This window comes from Thiorhodococcus fuscus, assembly GCF_042682685.1.
Taxonomy (GTDB): Bacteria; Pseudomonadota; Gammaproteobacteria; order Chromatiales; family Chromatiaceae; genus Imhoffiella; species Imhoffiella fuscus.
This window is the reverse complement of sequence record NZ_JBHUHX010000015.1, coordinates 137,797-158,897: the sequence shown is the minus strand read 5'-3', so window position 1 is coordinate 158,897 and position 21,101 is coordinate 137,797. Positions and strand designations below refer to the sequence as shown.

Here is a 21,101-nt window from a genome sequence, read left to right as displayed (position 1 = left end):
TGGTCGTCAGCGAGGTGAGACGATCCCGAGCAGGTGGGCGAGATCCTTGAAGAAGATCCGGAAATGGGCACCTGGTCGCGCCTTGACCAGGCGCTTGTTCATATAGGCTTCCCAGGTCAGGTGCTGGATGTCCGGGTCGGCGCAGAGGCTGACGAAGCGCTCGCGACGCTTGTCGCTGGAATACCAGAACTTCTGCATGATTCCCAGGACCCAGAACACCTTGCCGTGCGCCTTCATGAAGCGTTGACGGGCCTTCTTGAGCGCCTTGGGGTTGCCGGTGGTGCAGAATTCGTTGACCGCCTCGCCTGCCATGCGCCCGCAGGCTAGGGCGTAGTAGATGCCTTCTCCCGATGCCGGTGCGACGCAGCCGGCTGCGTCTCCAGCGAGCAGGATGTCGCGACCGTTGTCCCACACCTTGAGCGGTTCGAGCGGAATGGGTGCGCCCTCGCGTCTCAGGGTCTCTGCGCCTTCCAGCCCGGCGCGGCGGCGCAGCTCGGTGCAGGCCGAGCGCAGCGAGAATCCGGGGATGGCGGTGCCGACGCCGACGCTGATGGTGTCGCCATGTGGGAAGACCCAACCGTAGAAATCGGGCGAGATGTCGCCCTGATAGTAGACGTCGCAACGGGTGCCGTCGAAATCCGCGTCCTTGGGGGTGGCCACGATCTCGTGGTAGGCGGAGACGTATTTGACGGTCTCGTAGCCCGGAACGTAATTCTTGCCGACGAATGAGTTGGCCCCGTCCGCGCCGATCACGGCTTTGGCGCGCACGCTCTCGGCCTCGCCCTTGATGCGGTCCTGGCCCGCGCGGAAGTGGACCACAGCGGTGCCGTCGCTGTCGCGCTCGATGCGCTCGAAGGTGCCGGTCTTGCGGGTCGCGCCGTTCTGGGCCGCGCGCTCGCGCAGCCACTCGTCGAAGTGCTCGCGGTCGACCATGCCGACATAGCCGCCGTCGATCGGCATGTCGACCTCGCGGTCGGAGGGGGCGATCATTCGTGCCGAATAGACCTTAGCGGCTAGGGCAGACTCGGGGATGTCGAATTCGCGCATCGCCTGGGGCGGGATGGCGCCGCCGCACGGCTTGATGCGCCCGGCGCGGTCGAGCAGGCACACGGAGCGGCCCAGCTTGGCCAGATCGTTGGCGGCCGTGGCCCCGGCGGGTCCGCCGCCGATGACGACGACGTCGAAGGTATCAGGGTTTGACATGCAGAGATCTCGTCGAAAGCAAAAGGACTCGCGCACGCAGGCGCGGGGTTTACTGGATCAGCCCGCGCACGGCGAAGGCGCTGATCATCATGCCGGTGACATAGACGCTGACGCCCAGTCCGCTGAACCAGGTCGCGCGCTCGCGCGGGCTGCCGAGGAAGCGGACCATGAGGCCGATTTGGATCAGCAGCACCACGCCGACGGCGATGGCATGCGCCGGCTTGTCCCAGGCGAAGAGCAGGGCGACGACAATGGCCTGCGGCAGCCCCATCACCAAGCAGAGGAGGCGTGCGGCGCCGTCCACTCCGAGTTGGACCGGCAGCGAACGGACATTCATCTGGATGTCGCCCTCGATCGCCTTGAAGTCGTTCAGGGTCATGATGCCGTGCGCGCCGATGCTGTAAAGCAGGGCGAGTATGAGAATCTTCCAGTCCGGCATGGCGCCGCCGATCATGACCGCCGCGCCCGTGACCCAGGCTAGCCCCTCATAGGAGATCCCGACGGCCAGGTTGCCCCACCAGCCGTTGCCTTTGAGTCGCAGCGGCGGGGCGCTGTAGATCCAGGCGAGCACCATGCCGAGCAGGGCGGCGCCGAGGACCCAGGGGCCGAGCGCATAGGCCAGCAGCAGCGAGACGGCGGTCCAGATCAGGGACAGATAGAAGCCCCAGCGACCCGGGATGCGCCCCGACGGGATCGGGCGGTTGGGTTCGTTGATGGCATCGACGTGGCGGTCATACCAGTCGTTGACCACCTGGCTGGTGCCGCACATCAGCGGACCGGCGAGAATGATGCCGGCGATGACCACCAGCAACTGGTCCAGGATCGGTGCGCCCGAGGAGACCACGCCGCAACCGAAGGCCCACATGGGTGGAAACCAGGTGATGGGGTGGAGCACCTCCAGCATCGCGGAAGGCTGGGGATAGCGCGCGTTCGCGAGCGGCATCGTTTGATTCATGCGGGGAACCTTCGTCTGCTCCGAGAGGGTCGACTCATCGTGAGGGTTTTACGGGTAGAGGCAAATCGGCGTCGTTCGCCTGGGGATTGCTCGTCATAACGCCTGCGCCACCTCGGGCGCCGACAGGGCGGCACATGGGTGCTCGTGATGGAGAGCGGCGAGCGGGAATGACGGCGGGACCCCGTTCAAGATCGATCCTTCTTGTCTGGCCCCGGTGGGTCGGAGGGCTGATCCGCGACGATGCCATAACGGTCGATTTTGACGTACAGGCTTTGTCGACTCAAGCCCAGCAACTCGGCGGCTGAGGCGCGGTTGTCCCCGGTCAACTTGAGCGCCACCTCAATGCAGAGACGCTCGATGGTGTCGGTCGATTCGCGGACCAGTTCCTTGAGCGGGACACGACCGACTCGGTCGGTCAGTTGGTCCAGCCAGCGGGTCTGCTCCGGGGTTGTCGGTTGCTCGGTGTTCAGTCGTCGTCCGACGTCGCGGATGAAAAATCCGAAATAGGGGCGCTCTCCGTTACGGACCGCAGCGGCCGAGATCTCGACCTCCGTGGTCGAGCCGTACTCGCCGCGCAAGGTGGTCGCGAAAAGTCGGACCGTCGTGTGCTGGCGCAGATTGGCCATAAGAACGTTGAGGTCGACCCCGGGGCGTCCGAGCCAGCGGTCGAGCGATTCGCCGCGCGCCTGCTGCTCGGTCGGGATCTCGGCGAGACTCAGGAAGGTCGAGTTCGCGGTCAGTATGCGGCCTTCGGGGTCGGTGATGACCAAGCAGTCCGGCGCGTTCTCGAACACGCGCAGATAGCGGGCCTTCGTCTCCGGCAGGGTCGAGGTCGAGGGCGCCGAAAGGATTGGTGCCAGTCTCACCAACAGAAATGAGGCGTTTTCCTGGCGCAGCAGCGAGGCGGAGACCAGGAATTCCTGCATGCTGTCGAGCTGATTGGCGCGCACATCGTCCGCGCGGCCCGCTGCGCGGACCCCGGCAAGGAGTCCGTTGATCGCGTGCATGCCCTCGGTGTCGAAGCCCTCGGGAAAGGGGCGTCCGATAACGCGACTCGGGCTCTCGCCAAGCAGTTGACCAGCGGCCGGATTGGCCTCGACGACGCGTTGCGTCGGGGCGTCGATGATGAGGATCGCCTCGGAGACCATGCGGAACAGCAGGCGATAGCGGGTCTCGACCTGACGGAAACGCCAATAGTCGCGCTCGAGTGCCTGTTGGGCGTCGATGAGCTGCTGTTGCAGCGCCGCCATGCCTTGCAGATTGCGGCCGATGACGACGATCGGCCCCTGATCGCGCAAGCGCAGGGCGCGATACTGGATGGGGATGTCGGTTCCGCGCGTCGTCGGGTGATTGATTTGACGCCAGCGGGTCATCGTCTGCTGACGGGCCTCGTTGAGCAGGGCCTCGAGGTTGGCCTGACTCTCCGGGGCGATTCTGGATGCCCAGGGCTGGCCGATCCAATCGGCGCTGAAGTCCGCGCGCAGTTCGTCGCTGCCGAAGGAGATGTCCCTCACCACCCCCTGATCGTCGAGTACCACGGCGATATCCGCCATGCCCTCGACCAAGGCCGCCGCTGTCTCGGCGTCGAGGACGCCGAGGGATTCCCTCGGGGCGCTGAACGAACTCACGGCGACCAGACCCTCCACTGCCATTGGGCGTGCCCCGAAGGCCCTCTCCTGGGCCTGCAGCGGCAGATTCGCCGGATCGATTTAATACGGTAACGCGCGCCAGAAGACGCGCTGTGCATTACGGCATTCGGCTGTGTTCGCCATCTGCCAACCTCGTTTGCGGCCGATTGGCCGAAGTGATGGCGGCTTGGCTGGAGACAATCCGCTCATGCAGGGCTCTTCGCTACCGAGAACGCCGACGTCGATATCAATAAACGCACGTCTGTCGTGGGTTTTGTCGATGACGGGCCCGCAGACGCCGCGACCAGCGAGGAGTGCGGTTTGCCACGGGAAATTCCCTAAGGGAAAACGCTCGGTTAGCGATGGCGTGGCACGCCGAATTCGTCCTCCGGGTTCGAATTCCTATTGTGGTGGCTTGTTCTGGGTTGTCAAGTCAGGTTTACGTAAAGTTTGGTTGACGCATCTTGGAAAGCAGACTAGATTTCTGCATGCGACTTAAGTGATGATCTAAAGGATCTTGAGCGGATTCCGACCTAGTAGCAGATGACCCATCACCATAATCAACAGAACCCGCGTCGGCCTCTTTACACACCGGAAGAGCGTCTCCGGCGGGACGAATCGCCGTGGACGCTGGTCCAGGGCATTCTTGCGCCCATTCAGTTTCTGGTCTTTCTGATCAGTCTCTATCTGGTGCTGCGCTATCTCGCCACCGGCGAGGGCGCGTTTATCGCAACCCTTTCGATCGTCGTCAAGACGCTTGTCCTCTATACCATCATGATCACCGGCGCGATCTGGGAGAAGGTGGTCTTCGGTCGTTATCTCTTTGCGCCCTCCTTCTTCTGGGAGGACGTCTTCAGTATGTTGGTGCTCGCGTTGCATACGGCCTATCTGGTCGCGCTTTTCACTGGCTTCGTGGATACGCGTGGTCAGATGTTGCTGGCGCTCGCGGCCTATGCGACCTATGTCGTCAATGCCGCCCAGTTCCTGATCAAGCTGCGCGCCGCGCGCCTCGAGGGCGCGCGCGCCAAGGCGCCAGCCGCTAGCCACTTGGCCGAGGTTGCGGAATGAGCGGTGCCGATGCGCAGCGACGCGCGGGCGTCGAGGGCTGTGGCGTGCCGAACGTCAACCGTGAGCGTGGACAGCGCCAGGTCTTCTGCGGCCTGGCGGGTATCGTCTGGCTCCATCGCAAGATTCAGGATGCCTTCTTCCTGGTCGTAGGTTCGCGTACCTGCGCGCACCTGCTGCAGTCTGCTGCGGGCGTGATGATCTTCGCCGAACCGAGGTTCGCGACGGCCATTCTGCAGGAGCGCGATCTGGCCGGTCTGGCCGATTGCAATCAGGAACTCGATCGTGTCGTGGCCGATGTGCTTGAGCGCCGCCCCGACATCAAGACCCTGTTCCTGGTCGGTTCCTGTCCCTCCGAGGTCATCAAACTCGACCTGGGCAAGGCGGCCGAGCGTTTGTCCGAGACCCATCAGGGGCGCGTGCGCGTTCTCGACTATTCGGCCAGCGGTCTGGAGACGACCTTCACGCAGGGCGAAGATGTCTGCCTAACCTCGCTGACGCCTCAGTTGCCCGTGCTTGCGGAGGGCGAATCTTCGCTCCTGGTGGTCGGAACCCTGCCCGATGTGGTCGAGGACCAGTTCGCTCGCATCTTCCGCGATCTGGGTATCGGTCCGGTTCACTTCCTTCCGCCACGCCAGTCGACCGAGCTGCCTCCGGTGGGCAATGGGTCTCGGGTCCTGCTGGCTCAGCCCTTTCTCGGCGAGACCGCCCGCGCGCTGCAGAAACGTGGCGCGACCCTCTTGGATGCCCCCTATCCACTCGGGATAGAGGGAACCTTGGGCTGGTTGAAGGCGGCCGCAGATGCCTGGGGCGTGTCCGAAGAGCGTTTGCGCGAGGTGACCGCCGCCCCCATCGCGCGGGCCGAGCGCGGCCTGGCGCGTCAGCGCGAACTGCTGGCCGGCAAGCGGATCACCTTTCTGCCCGATTCGCAGCTCGAAATCCCCATCGCCCGTTTTCTGGCGCGCGAGTGCGGCATGGAGCTGGTCGAAGTGGCAACCCCCTTCCTGGATCGCCAGTTGATGGAGTCCGAGCTTCAGCTGTTGCCGTCCGATCTGCGCCTGACCGAGGGGCAGGATGTCGAGCGTCAGCTGGATCGGGTTCGAGAGGATCGTCCGGACCTCACCGTCTGCGGTCTGGGCCTGGCGAATCCGCTGGAGGCCGAGGGGCTGCGGACCAAGTGGTCGATCGAGCTTGTGTTCAGTCCGATCCACGGATTCGATCAGGCGGCCGATCTGGCGGAACTCTTTGCGCGCCCACTCGTGCGCGGCGCACTGTTGCAGGTTTGATGTCATGCAGTTGACCCTTTGGTCCTACGAAGGCCCACCTCATATCGGCGCGATGCGTCTGGCCGCCTCGATGAAGGGTGTGCATCTGGTTCTGCATGCCCCGCAGGGCGACACCTATGCCGACCTGCTCTTCACCATGATCGAACGTCGTTCACAGCGTCCGCCGGTGAGCTATACGACCTTTCAGGCGCGCGAGCTGGGGTCGGATACCGCTGAGTTGGTGAAGACGACCATCCAGCAGACCTACGATCGCTTCAAGCCGAGCGTGCTCATGGTCGGCGAGTCTTGCACGGCCGAGCTGATCCAGGATCAGCCTGGCGCGCTCGCTCAGGGCATGGGGCTGCCCGTTCCGGTGCTTCCGCTTGAGCTGCCCGCTTATGCTCGAAAGGAGAACTGGGGCGCCAACGAGACCTTCTATCAGCTGATTCGTGGTCTGTTGCGTAGCCGTGTTCCGGCGCCGGGCTCCGAGCGTGCATTGCGCGCCGAGGGTGCGCGTCCCAAGGCCAATCTTCTGGGGGCTTCGTCGCTGGGCTTCCGGTGTCGCGACGATGTGGTCGAGGTCACGCGTCTGCTCGACTCGGTTGGGGTCGATGTCAACGTCGTGGCCCCGCTGGGCGCGTCGCCCGAGGATCTGTTGCGCATCCCGGAGGCCGACTTCAACGTCTGCATGTATCCCGAGATCGCCGATCAGTCGTGCCATTGGTTGGAGCGCATGTTCGGTCAGCCGACGGTCAAGACCGTCCCCATCGGCATCGGCGCGACACGCGATTTCCTCCACGAGGTGGGGCGTGCTGCCGGTATCGAGATCGACACCACGACGGATCCTATCTGGTCTAGAATGCCCTGGTACTCGCGTTCCGTCGATTCGACCTATCTGACGGGCAAGCGGGTCTTCATCTTCGCGGATGCCACGCATGCGGTTGCTGCAGCGCGGATCGCCGCCGAAGAGCTCGGCTTTACGGTCGTCGGATTGGGTACCTATGCTCGTGAGTTCGCTCGTGACGTTCGCGAGGCGGCGAAGCGCTACGGTGTCGATCCGCTGATCACGGATGACTATCTCGAAGTCGAGGCCCGGGTCGCCGAATTGCAGCCGGAGTTGGTGCTGGGCACTCAGATGGAGCGCCACATCGCCAAGCGTCTTGGAGTTCCCTGCGCCGTTATCTCGGCGCCGGTGCATATCCAGGACTTTCCGTCCAGATACGCGCCTCAGATGGGTTTCGAGGGCGCGAACGTCATCTTCGATACGTGGGTCCACCCCTTGATGATGGGGCTCGAAGAGCATCTCATCACCATGTTCCGGGAGGACTTCGAGTTCCATGATGCCGCGACGCCTTCGCACCTTGGGCCGGGAACACGTAAGACGCAATCGGAGGATGCGGAGCCTGCTGTCACCGAGCAGGCCGCGCGGGCGGACGACGCAGTCATGGCTTGGGCACCGGAAGCCGAGCAGGAACTGAAAAAGATCCCCTTCTTCGTGCGCGGAAAGGCGCGGCGCAATACCGAAAGGTTCGCCGAGGAATGCGGGATCCAGACAATTACTGTGGAGACGCTCTACGATGCCAAAGCGCACTTCGGCCGCTGAAAAGCGTGCCAAATCCTCCGACACGACGCCTATTCGTGTCGTCATCGTCAATCTCGATGGGCATCTGGCGGGGACAACTCAGCGCGCGCTCCCAATCGTTCAGCGCGATTTGCCCGGGCTGCAGCTCAATCTGCATGCGGCGACCGAGTGGGCCGACGATCCGGCATCCCTTGAGCGCTGCCTGAGCGATATCGCCGAGGGCGACATCATCATGGTCACCATGCTCGTCATGGAGGACCACTTCAAGCCGATCCTTCCCGCGCTTGCCGCACGCCGCGACAACTGCGACGCCATGATCGTCTGCATGTCCGCCAGCGAGCTGATGAAGATGACCCGCATGGGCGGCTTCAGCATGGACGGCTCTTCCAGCGGCGGTCCCATGGCGCTGCTCAAGAAGCTGCGCGGCAATCGCGAGCGTAGCCAGAGCGCCGGCGCGCAGCAGATGTCGATGCTGCGCCGTATCCCCAAGCTGCTGCGTTTCATTCCAGGTACCGCGCAGGACGTGCGCGCCTATTTCTTGACCCTTCAGTACTGGCTGGCCGGCTCGGACGAAAACCTGGCCAATATGCTGCGCTTCCTGGTCGACCGCTATGCGGACGGCGACCGCCGTCATTTGCGCGGGACCCTGAAGATTGCTGCGCCGGTCGAGTATCCCGAAGTCGGCGTCTATCATCCCGAGATGAAGGGGCGTATCGCGGAGAAACTCGCACAACTGCCGGGTATCAACGCCAAGGGTCGCAAGGGGCGTGTCGGTCTGCTGTTGATGCGCTCCTATGTATTGGCCGGCAACTCGGGTCATTACGACGGCGTGATCAAGGCATTGGAGGCCAAGGGCCTGCAGGTGGTCCCCGCCTTCGCCAGCGGGCTCGATGCCCGTCCGGCGATCGAGAAGTTCTTCATGCAGGATGGCGTGTCGACCGTCGACGCGGTCGTCTCTCTGACCGGCTTTTCGCTGGTCGGCGGTCCCGCCTACAACGACTCCCATGCCGCCGAGGAGATGCTGACGCGGCTCGACGTGCCCTATCTCTCCACCCTGGCGGTCGAGTTCCAGACCCTGGATCAGTGGGAGGAATCCAGTCAGGGGCTGCTGCCGGTCGAGGCGACCATGATGGTCGCTATCCCCGAGCTCGACGGCGCTGCTGGCTCCATGGTCTATGGCGGTCGCAATGGTGGCGGCTCCGAGGATGGCGCGCGCGACATGCATTCGCATGCGGAGCGCGCCGAGATGCTTGCCTCGCGTACCGCTCAGCTGGTGCGTCTGCGTCGGGCCGAGCGCGCCGAGCGCAAGGTCGCCATCGTGCTCTTCAACTTCCCGCCCAATGCGGGTAACACGGGCACTGCGGCCTATCTGTCGGTCTTCGCCTCGCTCTATCGCACCCTGGTCGCCATGGATGCGGCGGGCTACAACGTGGATCTGCCCGAGAGCGTGGACGATCTGCGCGAGCGTATCGTCAACGGCAATGCCTCTCGTTTTGGCGCGCACGCCAACGTGCACACCCGCATTCCCGCAGACGACCATGTCCGTCGCGAGCGCTATCTGGCCGAGATCGAGAAGCAGTGGGGGGCGGCGCCTGGCAAGCAGCAGAGCGACGGCGCCTCCATCTTCGTGCTCGGTGCCCAGTTCGGCAGCGTCTTCGTCGGCGTTCAGCCTTCTTTCGGGTACGAAGGCGACCCCATGCGCCTCTTGTTCGAGAAGGGCTTCTCTCCGACCCATGCCTTCTCGGCCTTCTACCGCTATATCCGCGAGGATTTCGGCGCCCACGCCGTGCTCCATTTCGGGACCCACGGCGCCTTGGAATTCATGCCAGGCAAGCAGGCGGGTCTTTCCAGCGAGTGCTGGCCGGATCGCCTGATCGGCGATTTGCCGAACGTCTATCTCTATGCCTCCAACAACCCCTCCGAAGGCACCATCGCCAAACGTCGTTCGGCCGCGACCCTGATCAGCTACATGACGCCGCCGATCACCCACGCGGGGCTCTACAAGGGCTTGGTCGAACTCAAGGGCTCCATGGAGCGCTGGCGTTCGCTGCCGCCGACGGATGTCGACGAGCGCACCTCGCTGGCCGAGATCATCCAGGCCCAGGCGGCGGAGCTGGAACTCGCCGAGCTGGAACCTGCTTGGGGTGAAGACGTGGATACGCGTATCGCCAAGCTCAATGAAGAAGTGCTGGAGCTGGAGTACACCCTGATTCCGCACGGTCTGCATGTCGTCGGTGAGTCGCCGAGTGAGGAAGAGCGCGTCGACCTCCTGATGGCCGTCGCCGAATCGACCAAGGACGTGCGTCCCGATAAGGCCGCGCTTGAGGCGCTGGTCGCCGGCAAGTCGCCCGAAAAGGCGCTCAAGGCTGCCAAGGTGAAGACGACCGAGGAGAACGTTGCGCTCTTCCGCGAGTTGGCCGAAATCGATCGCCTGCTGGTCCAGGACACCGAGATTCCGGCGATTTTGCGCGCGCTCGACGGGCATTTCATCCCACCGGCGCCCGGCGGCGATCTGCTGCGTACCCCGGCGATTCTACCGACCGGTCGCAACCTTCACGGCTTCGATCCCTTCCGTCTGCCGAGCCTCTTCGCGGTCAAGGACGGCGCTCAGCAGGCCGCGCGTCTGATCGAGCGCCATCGTACCGATGGCAGCGGCTATCCCGAGACCATTGCCTTGGTCCTCTGGGGAACCGACAACCTCAAGACCGAGGGTGGTCCCATCGGTCAGGCGCTCGCGCTCATCGGTGCGCTTCCGCGCTTCGACAACTATGGCCGGCTGGCCGGTGCGACCCTGATCCCCTTGGAGGAGTTGGGTCGTCCGCGCATCGACGTGGTCATGACGCTGTCCGGCATCTTCCGCGATCTGCTGCCGCTGCAGACCAAGCTGTTGGCCGAGGCGTCTTTCCTGGCCGCCTCTGCCGATGAGCCGGTCGAGCAGAACTTCATCCGCAAGCATGCCTTGGAGTATCAGCAGGCCCACGACTGCGATCTGGAGACCGCCTCGCTGCGCGTCTTCAGTAACGCCGACGGTGCCTATGGCGCGAACGTCAATCACCTCATCGACAGCAGCAGCTGGGATGAAGGCGAGGAGCTGGCCGAGACCTACACCCGACGCAAGAGCTTTGCCTATGGCCGCTCCGGCAAGCCGGTGCAGCAGGCGGATCTGCTCAAGAGTTGTCTCGGTCAGGTGCAGCTCGCCTATCAGAACCTCGATTCGGTTGAACTCGGCGTCACCACCGTCGACCATTACTTCGATACCCTCGGTGGCATCGCCAAGGCGGTCAACCATTACAAGGGTGACGAAGTTCCGGTCTACATTGGCGACCAGACGCGCGGCGACGGCGTGGTTCGCACCCTGGCCGAGCAGGTGGCGCTGGAGACCCGTACCCGCATGCTCAATCCAAAGTGGTACGAGGGCATGCTCAAACACGGCTACGAGGGCGTGCGTCAGATCGAGGTGCATGTCACCAATACCATGGGCTGGTCGGCCACGACCGGTCAGGTCGCGCCCTGGGTCTACCAGCAGCTGACCGAGACCTTCGTGCTCGACGAAGAGATGCGCAACCGTTTGGCGCAACTCAATCCGACCGCGTCGGCCAAGGTCGCCAATCGTTTGATCGAGGCCCATGAACGTAACTACTGGTCGCCCGACGAGGCGACCCTTGAAGCGCTTAGAAAGGCGGGGGAAGAGTTGGAAGATCGACTCGAAGGTGTGATCGAGGAGGCGGCTGCGTGACGATTCAGGAGTTGCCCGTCGATATGTTCGGTTCGCTGCCCAAGCAACCCGATGGTGAAGGCAGCGTGCAGGTCCAGCTCGACCCGGATATGCGCATCGATACGGCCAAGGTGTTCGCCATCTATGGCAAGGGCGGAATCGGCAAGAGCACGACCTCGTCGAACCTGTCGGTCGCCTTTTCGAAGCTGGGCAAGCGTGTCCTGCAGATCGGCTGCGATCCGAAGCACGATTCGACTTTCACCCTCACCAAGTGCCTGGTTCCGACCGTCATCGATATCTTGGAATCGGTCGATTTCCATGCCGAGGAGCTGCGTCCGAGCGACTACGTCTACGAAGGCTATAACGGTGTCATGTGCGTCGAGGCCGGCGGGCCGCCGGCTGGCACCGGCTGCGGCGGCTATGTGGTCGGCCAGACGGTCAAGCTGCTCAAACAGCATCATTTGCTGGAGGACACGGACGTCGTCGTCTTCGATGTGCTCGGCGATGTGGTCTGCGGTGGTTTCGCGACCCCCTTGCAGCATGCCGAGCGCGCGCTGATCGTGACCGCGAACGACTTCGATTCGATCTTCGCCATGAACCGTATCGCCTCGGCGATCCTGGCCAAGTCCAAGCACTATGGCGTGCGACTCGGCGGCGTCATCGCCAACCGCAGCCGGAATACCGACGAGATCGATCGCTTCGTCGATGCGGTCGGTCTTAAGCGATTGGCGCATTTGCCCGATCTGGACATCATTCGTCGCAGTCGACTCAAGAAGTCGACCGTCTTCGAAATGGATCCCGAGCCGGGCTCGGGTCTGGAGGGGGCGCAGCAGCAATATCTGGACCTGGCCCAGCGACTCTGGGATGGCGTCGAGCCTCTTGAGGCTCACCCCATGCGCGACCGTGACATTTTCGATTTTCTGGGGTTCGACTGATGCCGAATGGTTCCTATCAAGAGCGGCGCGGACAGATCGAAACCTATTTCGATCGGACGGCGGCGGATGCCTGGTCGAAGCTGACCTCGGACGTCAAGGTCAGCCGTATTCGCGAGACTGTGCGAGCGGGCCGCGAGGACATGCGCAATACATTGCTCGACTGGCTTCCTGCCGACCTGAGCGGTAAGCGCCTACTCGATGCGGGTTGCGGAACCGGTGCGCTGGCCGTCGAGGCGGCACGTCGTGGCGCCGAGGTGGTGGCGATCGACGTGGCGCCGACCCTGATCGAGATCGCCCGCGAACGCGCGCCCAAGGACTTCGGTGGTGGCTCGATCCATTTCGAGGCGGGAGACATGCTGGACCCGGCTCACGGTCGTTTCGATCATGTGGTCGGCATGGATTCGCTGATTCATTATCGACCGGCGGATGTCGTGAATGTTTTGGCCGGGCTGGCCGAGCGGACCAGCACCTCGATCATCTTCACCTTCGCGCCGAAGACCGTGCCGCTTGCGATCATGCATGCCGTTGGCAAATTGTTTCCGCGCGGTGATCGCTCGCCGGCGATCGAGCCCGTGAGCGTCAAGACCTTGAAGGGTTTGATTGCCGCCGATGCGGGACTGGCCGGCTGGCAGCCGAATCGGACTCGGCGCATTGCCGTTGGCTTTTATACGTCTCAGGCACTGGAACTGATTCCCGGATGAGACGCGGCCTTGCAACGTCACCGATCGGATCGGTGACGTTGTGGTGAGGGCGCATTGCGCGCCGTGGAGGACCCAGCCTAGCGCTGTGGGGATTGCTCTGGGGGCGTAGCGGGCGGCATCGGTCAAAGGCGTCATCCAGTGGGTTATCGGCCCGGCATTGACCGGTTTTTCCACCGGCTATAGAGTCGTTTATCACATTGAGATCTTAACGCTTTTCGCCATGCCGTTCGCTGTCGCTCCATTCGTGCGAACGGTGCGAGGACTTGGTTCCTGGCGGTCATCGCGCTTCGGTCTAGTCGGCTGTTCCGGCTAGCCATTTGTCCTACGGAGGTTACATCATGTCTGCTGCCATCACTGACTACATCGACGTTGCTCAATTGACGATTTGGGCGTTCTGGTTCTTCTTTGCTGGACTCATCATCTATCTCCGCCGCGAGGACAAGCGGGAAGGTTATCCGCTTGACTCGGACCGCACCGAACGCTCCGGCGGTCGCGTGAAGGTCGTCGGCTTCCCCGGTCTGCCCGATCCCAAAACCTTCATCCTGCCGCACAATGCCGGCACCGTCGCGGCCCCGCGTGCCGAGGCTCCGCTGGCCAACCTGAAGGCGACGCCTGTCGCTCCCTTCCCGGGCGCACCTTTTGAGCCGGTCGGCGACCCCATGCTGTCCGCCTTCGGTCCCGCCGCCTCTCCGGATCGCGCCAAGCACTGCGATCTCACCATCGATGGTGTGGCGAAGATCGTGCCTTTGCGTGTCGCCACCGATTTCTCCATCGCCGACAAAGATCCGGATCCGCGCGGCATGACCGTCGTCGGCCTGGATGACGAGCCGGCCGGTACCATCACCGATGTCTGGGTCGACCGTTCCGAGCCTCAGATCCGTTACCTTGAGCTGAAGGTCGCGGCCGGTGGTAAGCAAGCCTTGGTTCCGATCGGTTTCTGCGTCTTCAATAAGAAGGCACGTAAGGTCAAGGTTGCCGCAATCAAGGCCGCTCACTTCGCGAACGTGCCCGTGCTGTCGAAGCCGGATCAGATCACGCTCTACGAAGAAGACAAGGTCAGCGCCTATTACGGCGGTGGTAAGCTCTACGCTACTGCAGATCGTTCCGGACCCTTATTGTGAGGGAGTATGACTTCGAGCCCGTTCGAGGGCTTCCTGAGCGTCTTCCTCCTGGAGAGGAGATGCTCTGGCAGGGTTCGCCGCGCTGGGATGTCCTTGCGCGGCGCGCCTTCCATGTTCGCAAGGTTGCTGTCTATTTCGCGGTGCTCGTGGTCTTGCGTCTCGTCGTGGATTGGTCTGATGGATCTTCCACGGCGAGCGTCATTCAGGGCGTGACCTGGATCTTTGCGCTGGCGCTGGTGTCGATTGGTGCGTTGACCTTGCTCGGTTGGGCAATGGCTCGCACGACGCTCTACACCATCACGAACCGCCGGGTCGTCATGCGCATCGGCGTCGCCTTGCCGATGATCATGAACCTTCCGTTCAAGCAGTTCCGGTCGGTGGACCTTCGGGTCTATTCGGACGGCAGTGGCGATATACCGCTTCTGCTCGCGAAGTCGGCTCGGCCTTCGTACATGATCTTCTGGCCTCACGTGAGGCCGTGGCATTTCTCGCCGACGCAGCCGATGCTGCGAGCGATTCCAGATGCTGCGGCGGTTGCCAAGATTCTTTCGGATGCCCTTGCGGGCTATCTGGAGGAGTCACGGCAGGCTGATGGCGGGTCGATTGAGTCCTCGGCGCAAGGCGAGACATCGCTGGCTTCCTGACGGCATTTCTCATTCCGATGAGGTTCCATTTTGACTGAAGAGTATGGTGAACGCCCTTTTCCTAGGGGCGTCTTAATCGCCGTCGCTTCCTTGCTGAGCTTTGTCATCATTATGGTCGGGGTCGCCCGACTGACTGGCGCAAAGTTCGATCAGGCTCCGTTGACCCCGATCGTGCAGGAGCGCGAACTGCATTTCGTGGATCAGTCCGATGGTTCGACCCAGGTTGTGGACCCATCCACTGGCGAGGTGATCCAGACCCTGGAGCCGGGCGGCGCTGGATTCATCCGTGGGGTGTTGCGGGCGTTCGGTCGCCAGCGTAAGGGGTATGACGCCACGATCGATCAGGCGCCGTTCCGCTTGGCCCTTCGTCAGAACGGCAACTTGACCCTCGAAGATCCCACCACTGGCATCGTCATCGACCTGAGGGCCTATGGCGAAACCAACCAAGCGTCCTTCGCCGCGCTGCTGCCAGCACGTGGCGCTTCCCAATGACGGCTAGCCTACCTAGCCGAGTGGACCCGATTGGTTGTTCGCTATCGATTTCGGTCGTGGTTAGGACGGTCGATCGCGGTCCTCTTGCCCGCTGACTGCAGATCGTCTCGTTCGAAACGGCACCAAGACTTGGGTCTACAGCATGTCCGACTACGGTTTCCCCGTCCTTTACGCGCTCGGTCTCTGGTGGTTCAGCACCGGAGTGGTGCTCTATCTCGATAATCTGCCTGGACGTACCTTTCGTTGGACCCTGCTCGGCGGCACCCTCGTTCTGGCGATCGCCACCTTCGGTGTCGTCATCAGCAGCGCCTCCATAACGAGCTTCGCACAGTATGCCGCCTTCACCTGCGGGGTCGTCATCTGGGGCGTGCTGGAGATGAGCTATTTCACCGGGTTGGCCACCGGGCCGCGCAAGACGCCCTGTCCACCCGGGTGCTCCGATCTGAGACGTTTCGGTTTGGCGATCATGACCAGTCTCTATCACGAGTTGGCGGTGATGGGGACCGCTCTCTTCCTGGTGCTTATCTCCTGGGAGGAGCCCAATCAGGTCGCGGCCTGGACCTTTGTGGTTCTGTGGCTGATGCGTTGGAGCGCGAAGCTGAACCTCTTCCTCGGCGTGCCGAACCTCAACGAGGACTGGCTTCCCGAGCATCTGCGCTATCTCAAGACGTACATGTCGAAGCGGGGCATGAATCTGCTGTTTCCGGTTTCCGTAACTCTGGCGACTGTGGTTGTGGTCTTGATCGTGCTGGAGGCACGCGAGCCCAGCCAGGTCGGAGCCGTGTCGCAGGGGTTGGTTTTGGTCGCCACATTGCTGGCTTTGGCGATTCTGGAGCATTGGTTTCTGGTTCTGCCCCTGCCAGACGAGGCCCTTTGGGCCTGGGCTTTACCACATAAGGATGTTCCCGGCTCCGATGATTCGGGTCGGCCAGGCTCGGATTCGAGTCAATCCAATGTGCTTGCCAAGCGGAGACGTTCGTCGAAACAGCGCGGGACGACGAGCCACGAACTCTCACGGACGACCGTTCCACCTCCACCTTGGCGTCGAGCCTATCAGGCCTGAATCGGGCCGTTTCTGACTCCGATCATCATAAACGAACCGGAATTTCACCTTGGGTGTCTTGACGAGGTAGAGGTTCGGTAGCGTGCGCAGTATAATTTCGGTGCGCCGATGATCACACCTAAGTCGACAACGTGTGAAGGGGTTTCGGATGGCCGTTGCAGCCAGTAGCCTGGATGCTGTCCCCATTGGGTCCGGCTGGATCCAGTAAAAATTCCACCGTACGTCTTCGTAGTACCGTTTCGCAAACGCCTTCGACCATTGTCGGTGCGGGCCAGTCAAGGGCCGCCGCGCGGGCTTTGGTCTGTATTCGATCCGACCCTGGGGCGGGTGGTGGATGTCGAATGGAGGCGGCTGTGTCTCAGGTGGTGTCTGGTGTATCGGCGAGGCCCAGTATGACAGCGGTTCAATCTGACTAGATGGGTTAAGACCATGGCGCCTCCTTCCTCTTCCGTCTTTCCTCTTGAGCTGCTTGAGCGATACGGTGTTCCTCCCCACCGATGCGCCATGCCGAATTTGGGGCCTGTCGAGAACAGACCCTTTACCGATGCGCACTACCAGGAGGTGCTTTCTTCGTTTCGACGAAGACCGGACGAGCGGCTTGCCGTGTATGTCCATGTCCCTTTTTGTCACGTTCGCTGTCTCTATTGCGCCTGCGATACGACGGTGACCCATAGCGTCGAGAAGGTGGATCAGTATCTCGACGCCTTGGAGCGTGAGATGGATATGGTCACCCGTCTTGTCGGACGTGGTCGCAAGTTGGATCAGCTTCATGTCGGCGGAGGCACTCCGAATCATCTGAACGAGCCTCAATTGGCGCGTTTGATGGAGATTCTGGAGTATCACTTCGAGCTGTCCTCCAACACCTGCGCCTCGATCGAATGCAATCCGCGCCGGGCCTCGGTCGGACAACTCGAACTGCTCTATGGTTTGGGTTTCCGGCGCATCAGCTTGGGGGTTCAGGATCTCAATGCGGACGTGCAGCGCGCCATCGGTCGCGTGCAGTCGCTCAACATGGTGCGCGATGTCTATTTGACGGCGCGCGAGGTCGGTTTCGAGAACGTCAACCTGGATCTCGTCTACGGTCTGCCGTTCCAGACCCAGCGAAGCTTTCTGGAGACGCTGGAACAGATCCTGGAACTGGCCCCCGATCGTGCCGCCTGTTTCAGCTACGCCCACGATCCCTCCACCCGCCCTCATCAGCACGCGATCAACGTCAATCAACTTCCCTCTGCGGCGGAGAAGCTCGGCCTTTTCCAGAACGCCGTCGAGGCATTCACCAAGGCCGGTTATCGTTGGGTTGGGCTCGACCTTTTCGTGCGAGAGACGGATGAGCTGTTCGATGCGCAGCGCGAGGGACGTCTCTATCGTAATGCGATCGGCTATACGACCATGCCCTCGACTCAGGTGCTGGCCTTCGGACCGAGCGGTATCGGTGAGGTTGGGGACGCACTGATGCAAAACGAGCCGGACCTCAGAGTCTGGCAGAAGCGCGTCAACAGCGGCCATCTGCCGGTCGCTTGGGGACGTCAGTTGAGCGAGATCGATCGGCGTCGGCGCGACGCCATGCTCTATCTCATGTGTAATCTCCAGCTGCCGGCGAGTTCGGCCACCGATCTGGAGCAGGAATACAGTCGTCTGTGTCGCAATGCCGAGCACGGACTGGTGGAGGTGTCGGACGCAGGGATTCGCGTGACCTCCAAGGGTCGTTATCTGCTGCGCGGACTCTGCGCCGAGCAGGACGAATTAGTCGATTGGGGAAGTAGCCAGTGGCGCTTCAGGGTACCGATTTGAAACACGAAAATCATGGACGCGTCGGTCCGAACGCGATCATTCGCGTCGCCGAGGCATTGGAGGCCGCGCAGGGGCCGGAGGCCGTTTCCGAGCTCTTTCGCCGGGCGGGCCTGGAACGCTATCTCGATGCGATGCCGACCGAGATGGTTGATGAGGGCGAGGTGACCCGCCTACAGGCCGCCTTGCGGGACCTATTGGGTATTCCCTCCGCCCGCGCGATCGCGCGCGACGCGGGGATGCGCACGGGTGACTATCTGCTGGCGGTGCGGATTCCGCGACCGGCGCAGGCCATCCTGTCCATTCTGCCGCCGCGTCTGGCCACCCGGACGCTGCTCAAGGCCATTGGCGGCAATGCCTGGACCTTCGTCGGAACTGGCGTCTTCTCGGCCGATCCCAGCTATCCGCCGAAATTGACCGTCAGCGACTCGCTGCTCTGTCGCGGTGCCACCGCCTCGGAGCCGCTGTGCGACTTCTATGCCGGCACCTTCGAGCGTCTTTTCCGCCGTCTCGTCCATCCGAAGGCGCAGGTGACCGAGATCGCCTGTCATGCCGTCGGCGCGCCGGACTGCGTCTTCGAGATTCGCTGGTAGCATCTCCCCGCCACGAGGGTCCGGTTCGCTGTTGCTGCGCCGGACTCCTGTCTTTTTCGGGTGGCGACGTTCCGATATCCAGGTATGCGCGATCTTCCCTGTTTCCATGATGCCCCCTGGTCGAGCGGGTCTGCTCCGGCCTTGATCCAGGGTGAGCGTTCATGCAGCTACGATCAGCTGCATGCCTCGATCGAGGCGCGCGAGATCTTGCTGCGGCGATCGGGCGTTCTGCCCGGTCAGGTCCTCATGGCGCCGGACGCGCCGGCCTGGGATCTGGTCCTCACCCAGCATGCGCTTGCCCGGATCGGGGCCGTGTTGTTCCCCGTGCGAGAGGGTTCGGATCCGAGTGTATTGGATGCCTTGATCGCCCAGGCCGGGGTGGAATGGCGTTGGGATGCCTCGGCGAAGCGGCCCTTGCCGACCGGGAAGCGAAACCCGGATGCCGAAACGGTTGATGCATCGCTGGCGTTCCTGATCAAGACCAGTGGTAGCACTGGAAGTCCCAAGATCGCCATGCTCACCCAGACTAACGTCTTGGCCTCTGCGCTCAATGCCAATGCGGTGTTGGAACTGGGGGCGGGGGATCTCTGGCTCGCCTGTCTGAGACCGAGCCATGTCGGCGGCTTGTCCATCGCCTACCGTTGCGCCCTGGCCGGAGCGACGCTGTTGCTCCACGATGGTTTCGTGGCGGAGCGGGTCGCCGGGGATCTGGAGCGCCTCGCGGTGACCCATGTGTCCCTGGTCCCGCCGATGCTTGCCCGCCTCTTGGAGCTCGGCTGTCGCCCTCCCGCGTCTTTGCGTGTGCTCATGATCGGTGGACAGGCGCTGAGCCTCTCGCTCGCCCAGCGCGCATTGGATGCCGGGTGGCCGCTTTACGTCAGCTATGGCATGACCGAAACCGGCTCTCAGATCGCTACGAAGGGACCGCTTTGCGGGCGCATCGAGGAAACCTCTGTGGTGGGATGTCCCATGCCCGACCTCGATCTGGATCTCGGTCGCTGCGACACGCGCTCCGCTCGTCTGCGGATGCGCGGTCCGGTCGTGATGGCTGGCTATGCCAATCCGGAGCGCCGGCCGGGGGATGGTCTGGATGAGGGGTGGTTCGAGACCGCCGATCTGGCTTGTCTCTCGCCAGAAGGCGAACTGCGTATCCTCGGGCGGGCCGACGATGTGCTCGTGATCGGTGGCACCAATGTGTCTCGGGCCAGGGTCGAGAACGCACTGGCCTCCGTGCCGGGTATCGGTGACGTCCTGATCGTCGATCTGCCGGACCCGGTGTGGGGACACCGGCTGATCGCCGTCCACAGCGGCGATCTGGCCCTATCCGAGCTCGATGCCTGGTGTGGCGATCATCTCTCCGGCCCCGAGCGGCCGCGTGCCTTCATGCGTCTGGCGTCCTTGCCGCTGTTGGATTCGGGAAAGGTCGATCGCGCAGCGATCGTCGCTCAGGTGAGGATGGCTGCCAGTCGCCAGCCGTTTCCGGCTGGTGGCGACTGAGGGTTCTGTCCTGTCCGATGGGATTCGAGCGCCGTTGGGCGCTCGGGTCGGGTGCCGGGGCGTGCTGGATCAGGGATGTCCGGCAGCGCTGGGCGGGGCCATCATCTCCTTGAGCTGATAGCCGTCCGGGATCTCGAACATCGAGGCCGGCATGGGTTCATGCCGGATGACCTTGACCTCGCTCTCGGTCTCCATGGTGGATCCCATCATCTGCATCCGGGTCTTGGTCAGGATCGGATAGCCCTTGACCTTCTCCATCTCCGCGCGTTGGGCCTTGGCGGCGGCCGAGTCTCCCAGCAGGCCATCCGGTCCAGACATGCTCATGAGATTGTTGAACCGATCCAGGTCGAGATCGACGTCCTTCGCTGCCCAGATCTCCTGCTGAATGTCCATCATGCCGGTCTTGGTGACTGCGTACTTGGTGCAGTCCCATTCGCCGATCTTGCGGGTCTCGCCGGTGTCCTCGACCTTGATCTGGGTCTTCTCCATCATGGCGCGCATCTGTTCCATGCCGGGTTGCGACATGCCCTCCATCATGCTCTTGACGTCGATCTGGTAATACTCCTTTTTGGCGTTGTTCAGGAAGGTCATGGTGCCTGCGGCCGGATCCAGGATCATGTCGGCTCCGTCCGCTTTCGAACTCGCGACCTTCATCTTCCCGTGGGCGATATAGGTCTTGCTCAACTCTTCGGTTGGCGTCTCGCCCGTCAATCCCGAGGTGCGATTGAGCGTCTCGATGTAGAGCCCCTTTTCTTCGGCAAAGGCGGTCGGGAGTGCGATCAGCGTCGTGAGAAGCGCCAGGACGGCGGGCAGCGCACCCCGGCGGATGGGTCGAGCGAGGTATTGCGTCATGT

General features: G+C 62.8%; 16 protein-coding genes and 1 pseudogene. 13 read left to right on the top strand and 4 right to left on the bottom strand.

Features of this window, described 5'->3' with window-relative positions; all coding sequences use genetic code 11:
- Window positions 1-6 precede the first annotated feature (6 nt).
- The 3 genes and pseudogenes from ACFSJC_RS07240 to ppsR all read right to left on the bottom strand — a co-directional run bounded on the left by ACFSJC_RS07240 (window position 7) and on the right by ppsR (window position 3,786).
- Entirely contained in the window at window positions 7-1,203 is a 1,197-nt protein-coding gene (locus tag ACFSJC_RS07240) for a geranylgeranyl diphosphate reductase (protein ID WP_386025218.1), read from the bottom strand.
- Window positions 1,204-1,252: 49 nt separating this feature from the next.
- Window positions 1,253-2,164: pseudogene (gene chlG, locus ACFSJC_RS07235) on the bottom strand (chlorophyll synthase ChlG); the annotation flags it as partial.
- 179 nt (window positions 2,165-2,343) lie between these two features.
- Window positions 2,344-3,786: a transcriptional regulator PpsR gene (gene ppsR, locus ACFSJC_RS07230; RefSeq protein ID WP_386025216.1), complete on the bottom strand. Its 1,443-nt coding sequence runs from the start codon at window positions 3,784-3,786 to the stop codon at window positions 2,344-2,346.
- 543 nt (window positions 3,787-4,329) lie between these two features.
- On the opposite strand from ppsR, the gene bchF reads away from it, so the two are divergent.
- The 13 genes from bchF to ACFSJC_RS07165 all read left to right on the top strand — a co-directional run bounded on the left by bchF (window position 4,330) and on the right by ACFSJC_RS07165 (window position 20,247).
- Entirely contained in the window at window positions 4,330-4,854 is a 525-nt protein-coding gene (gene bchF, locus ACFSJC_RS07225) for a 2-vinyl bacteriochlorophyllide hydratase (RefSeq protein ID WP_386025214.1), read from the top strand.
- Window positions 4,851-6,137, top strand: coding sequence for a ferredoxin:protochlorophyllide reductase (ATP-dependent) subunit N (locus tag ACFSJC_RS07220; RefSeq protein WP_386025212.1), 1,287 nt, complete (start codon window positions 4,851-4,853; stop codon window positions 6,135-6,137). Before bchF ends, ACFSJC_RS07220 begins: the two co-directional genes overlap by 4 nt.
- Before the next feature lie 4 nt (window positions 6,138-6,141).
- On the top strand, window positions 6,142-7,719 hold the full coding sequence (gene bchB, locus ACFSJC_RS07215) for a ferredoxin:protochlorophyllide reductase (ATP-dependent) subunit B (RefSeq protein WP_386025210.1): 1,578 nt from the start codon (window positions 6,142-6,144) through the stop codon (window positions 7,717-7,719).
- Entirely contained in the window at window positions 7,694-11,434 is a 3,741-nt protein-coding gene (locus ACFSJC_RS07210) for a magnesium chelatase subunit H (RefSeq protein ID WP_386025208.1), read from the top strand. The genes bchB and ACFSJC_RS07210 overlap by 26 nt, the downstream gene beginning before the upstream one ends.
- 23 nt (window positions 11,435-11,457) lie before the next feature.
- Window positions 11,458-12,348, top strand: a complete 891-nt coding sequence (bchL, locus tag ACFSJC_RS07205; RefSeq protein WP_040844310.1) for a ferredoxin:protochlorophyllide reductase (ATP-dependent) iron-sulfur ATP-binding protein — start codon at window positions 11,458-11,460, stop codon at window positions 12,346-12,348.
- A complete protein-coding gene (bchM, locus tag ACFSJC_RS07200; RefSeq protein WP_386025206.1) occupies window positions 12,348-13,049 on the top strand; it encodes a magnesium protoporphyrin IX methyltransferase in 702 nt (233 codons plus the stop codon). The genes bchL and bchM overlap by 1 nt, the downstream gene beginning before the upstream one ends.
- 338 nt (window positions 13,050-13,387) lie before the next feature.
- Window positions 13,388-14,170: a photosynthetic reaction center subunit H gene (gene puhA / locus ACFSJC_RS07195; protein WP_386025204.1), complete on the top strand. Its 783-nt coding sequence runs from the start codon at window positions 13,388-13,390 to the stop codon at window positions 14,168-14,170.
- Window positions 14,167-14,814 carry a photosynthetic complex putative assembly protein PuhB gene (gene puhB / locus ACFSJC_RS07190; RefSeq protein WP_386025202.1) on the top strand — a complete coding sequence of 216 codons (648 nt, stop codon included), beginning with the start codon at window positions 14,167-14,169 and terminating at the stop codon, window positions 14,812-14,814. Before puhA ends, puhB begins: the two co-directional genes overlap by 4 nt.
- A 30-nt stretch (window positions 14,815-14,844) precedes the next feature.
- Window positions 14,845-15,306, top strand: a complete 462-nt coding sequence (gene puhC / locus ACFSJC_RS07185) for a photosynthetic complex assembly protein PuhC (protein WP_386025200.1) — start codon at window positions 14,845-14,847, stop codon at window positions 15,304-15,306.
- Between the two features lie 142 nt (window positions 15,307-15,448).
- On the top strand, window positions 15,449-16,369 hold the full coding sequence (gene puhE / locus ACFSJC_RS07180) for a putative photosynthetic complex assembly protein PuhE (protein ID WP_386025198.1): 921 nt from the start codon (window positions 15,449-15,451) through the stop codon (window positions 16,367-16,369).
- 429 nt (window positions 16,370-16,798) lie between these two features.
- The gene (hemN, locus tag ACFSJC_RS07175; protein ID WP_386025196.1) at window positions 16,799-18,160 is read left to right on the top strand and encodes an oxygen-independent coproporphyrinogen III oxidase; all 1,362 of its coding nucleotides are present in this window, start codon (window positions 16,799-16,801) and stop codon (window positions 18,158-18,160) included.
- Window positions 18,157-18,750 (top strand): bacteriochlorophyll 4-vinyl reductase, encoded by a 594-nt coding sequence (gene bchJ, locus ACFSJC_RS07170; protein ID WP_386025194.1) that lies wholly within the window; start codon window positions 18,157-18,159, stop codon window positions 18,748-18,750. Before hemN ends, bchJ begins: the two co-directional genes overlap by 4 nt.
- 84 nt (window positions 18,751-18,834) lie before the next feature.
- The gene (locus ACFSJC_RS07165) at window positions 18,835-20,247 is read left to right on the top strand and encodes a class I adenylate-forming enzyme family protein (RefSeq protein WP_386025193.1); all 1,413 of its coding nucleotides are present in this window, start codon (window positions 18,835-18,837) and stop codon (window positions 20,245-20,247) included.
- A gap of 69 nt (window positions 20,248-20,316) precedes the next feature.
- Here ACFSJC_RS07165 and ACFSJC_RS07160 read toward each other — a convergent pair whose 3' ends face one another.
- Window positions 20,317-21,099: a DUF4412 domain-containing protein gene (locus tag ACFSJC_RS07160; RefSeq protein ID WP_386025191.1), complete on the bottom strand. Its 783-nt coding sequence runs from the start codon at window positions 21,097-21,099 to the stop codon at window positions 20,317-20,319.
- Between the last annotated feature and the right edge of the window lie 2 nt (window positions 21,100-21,101).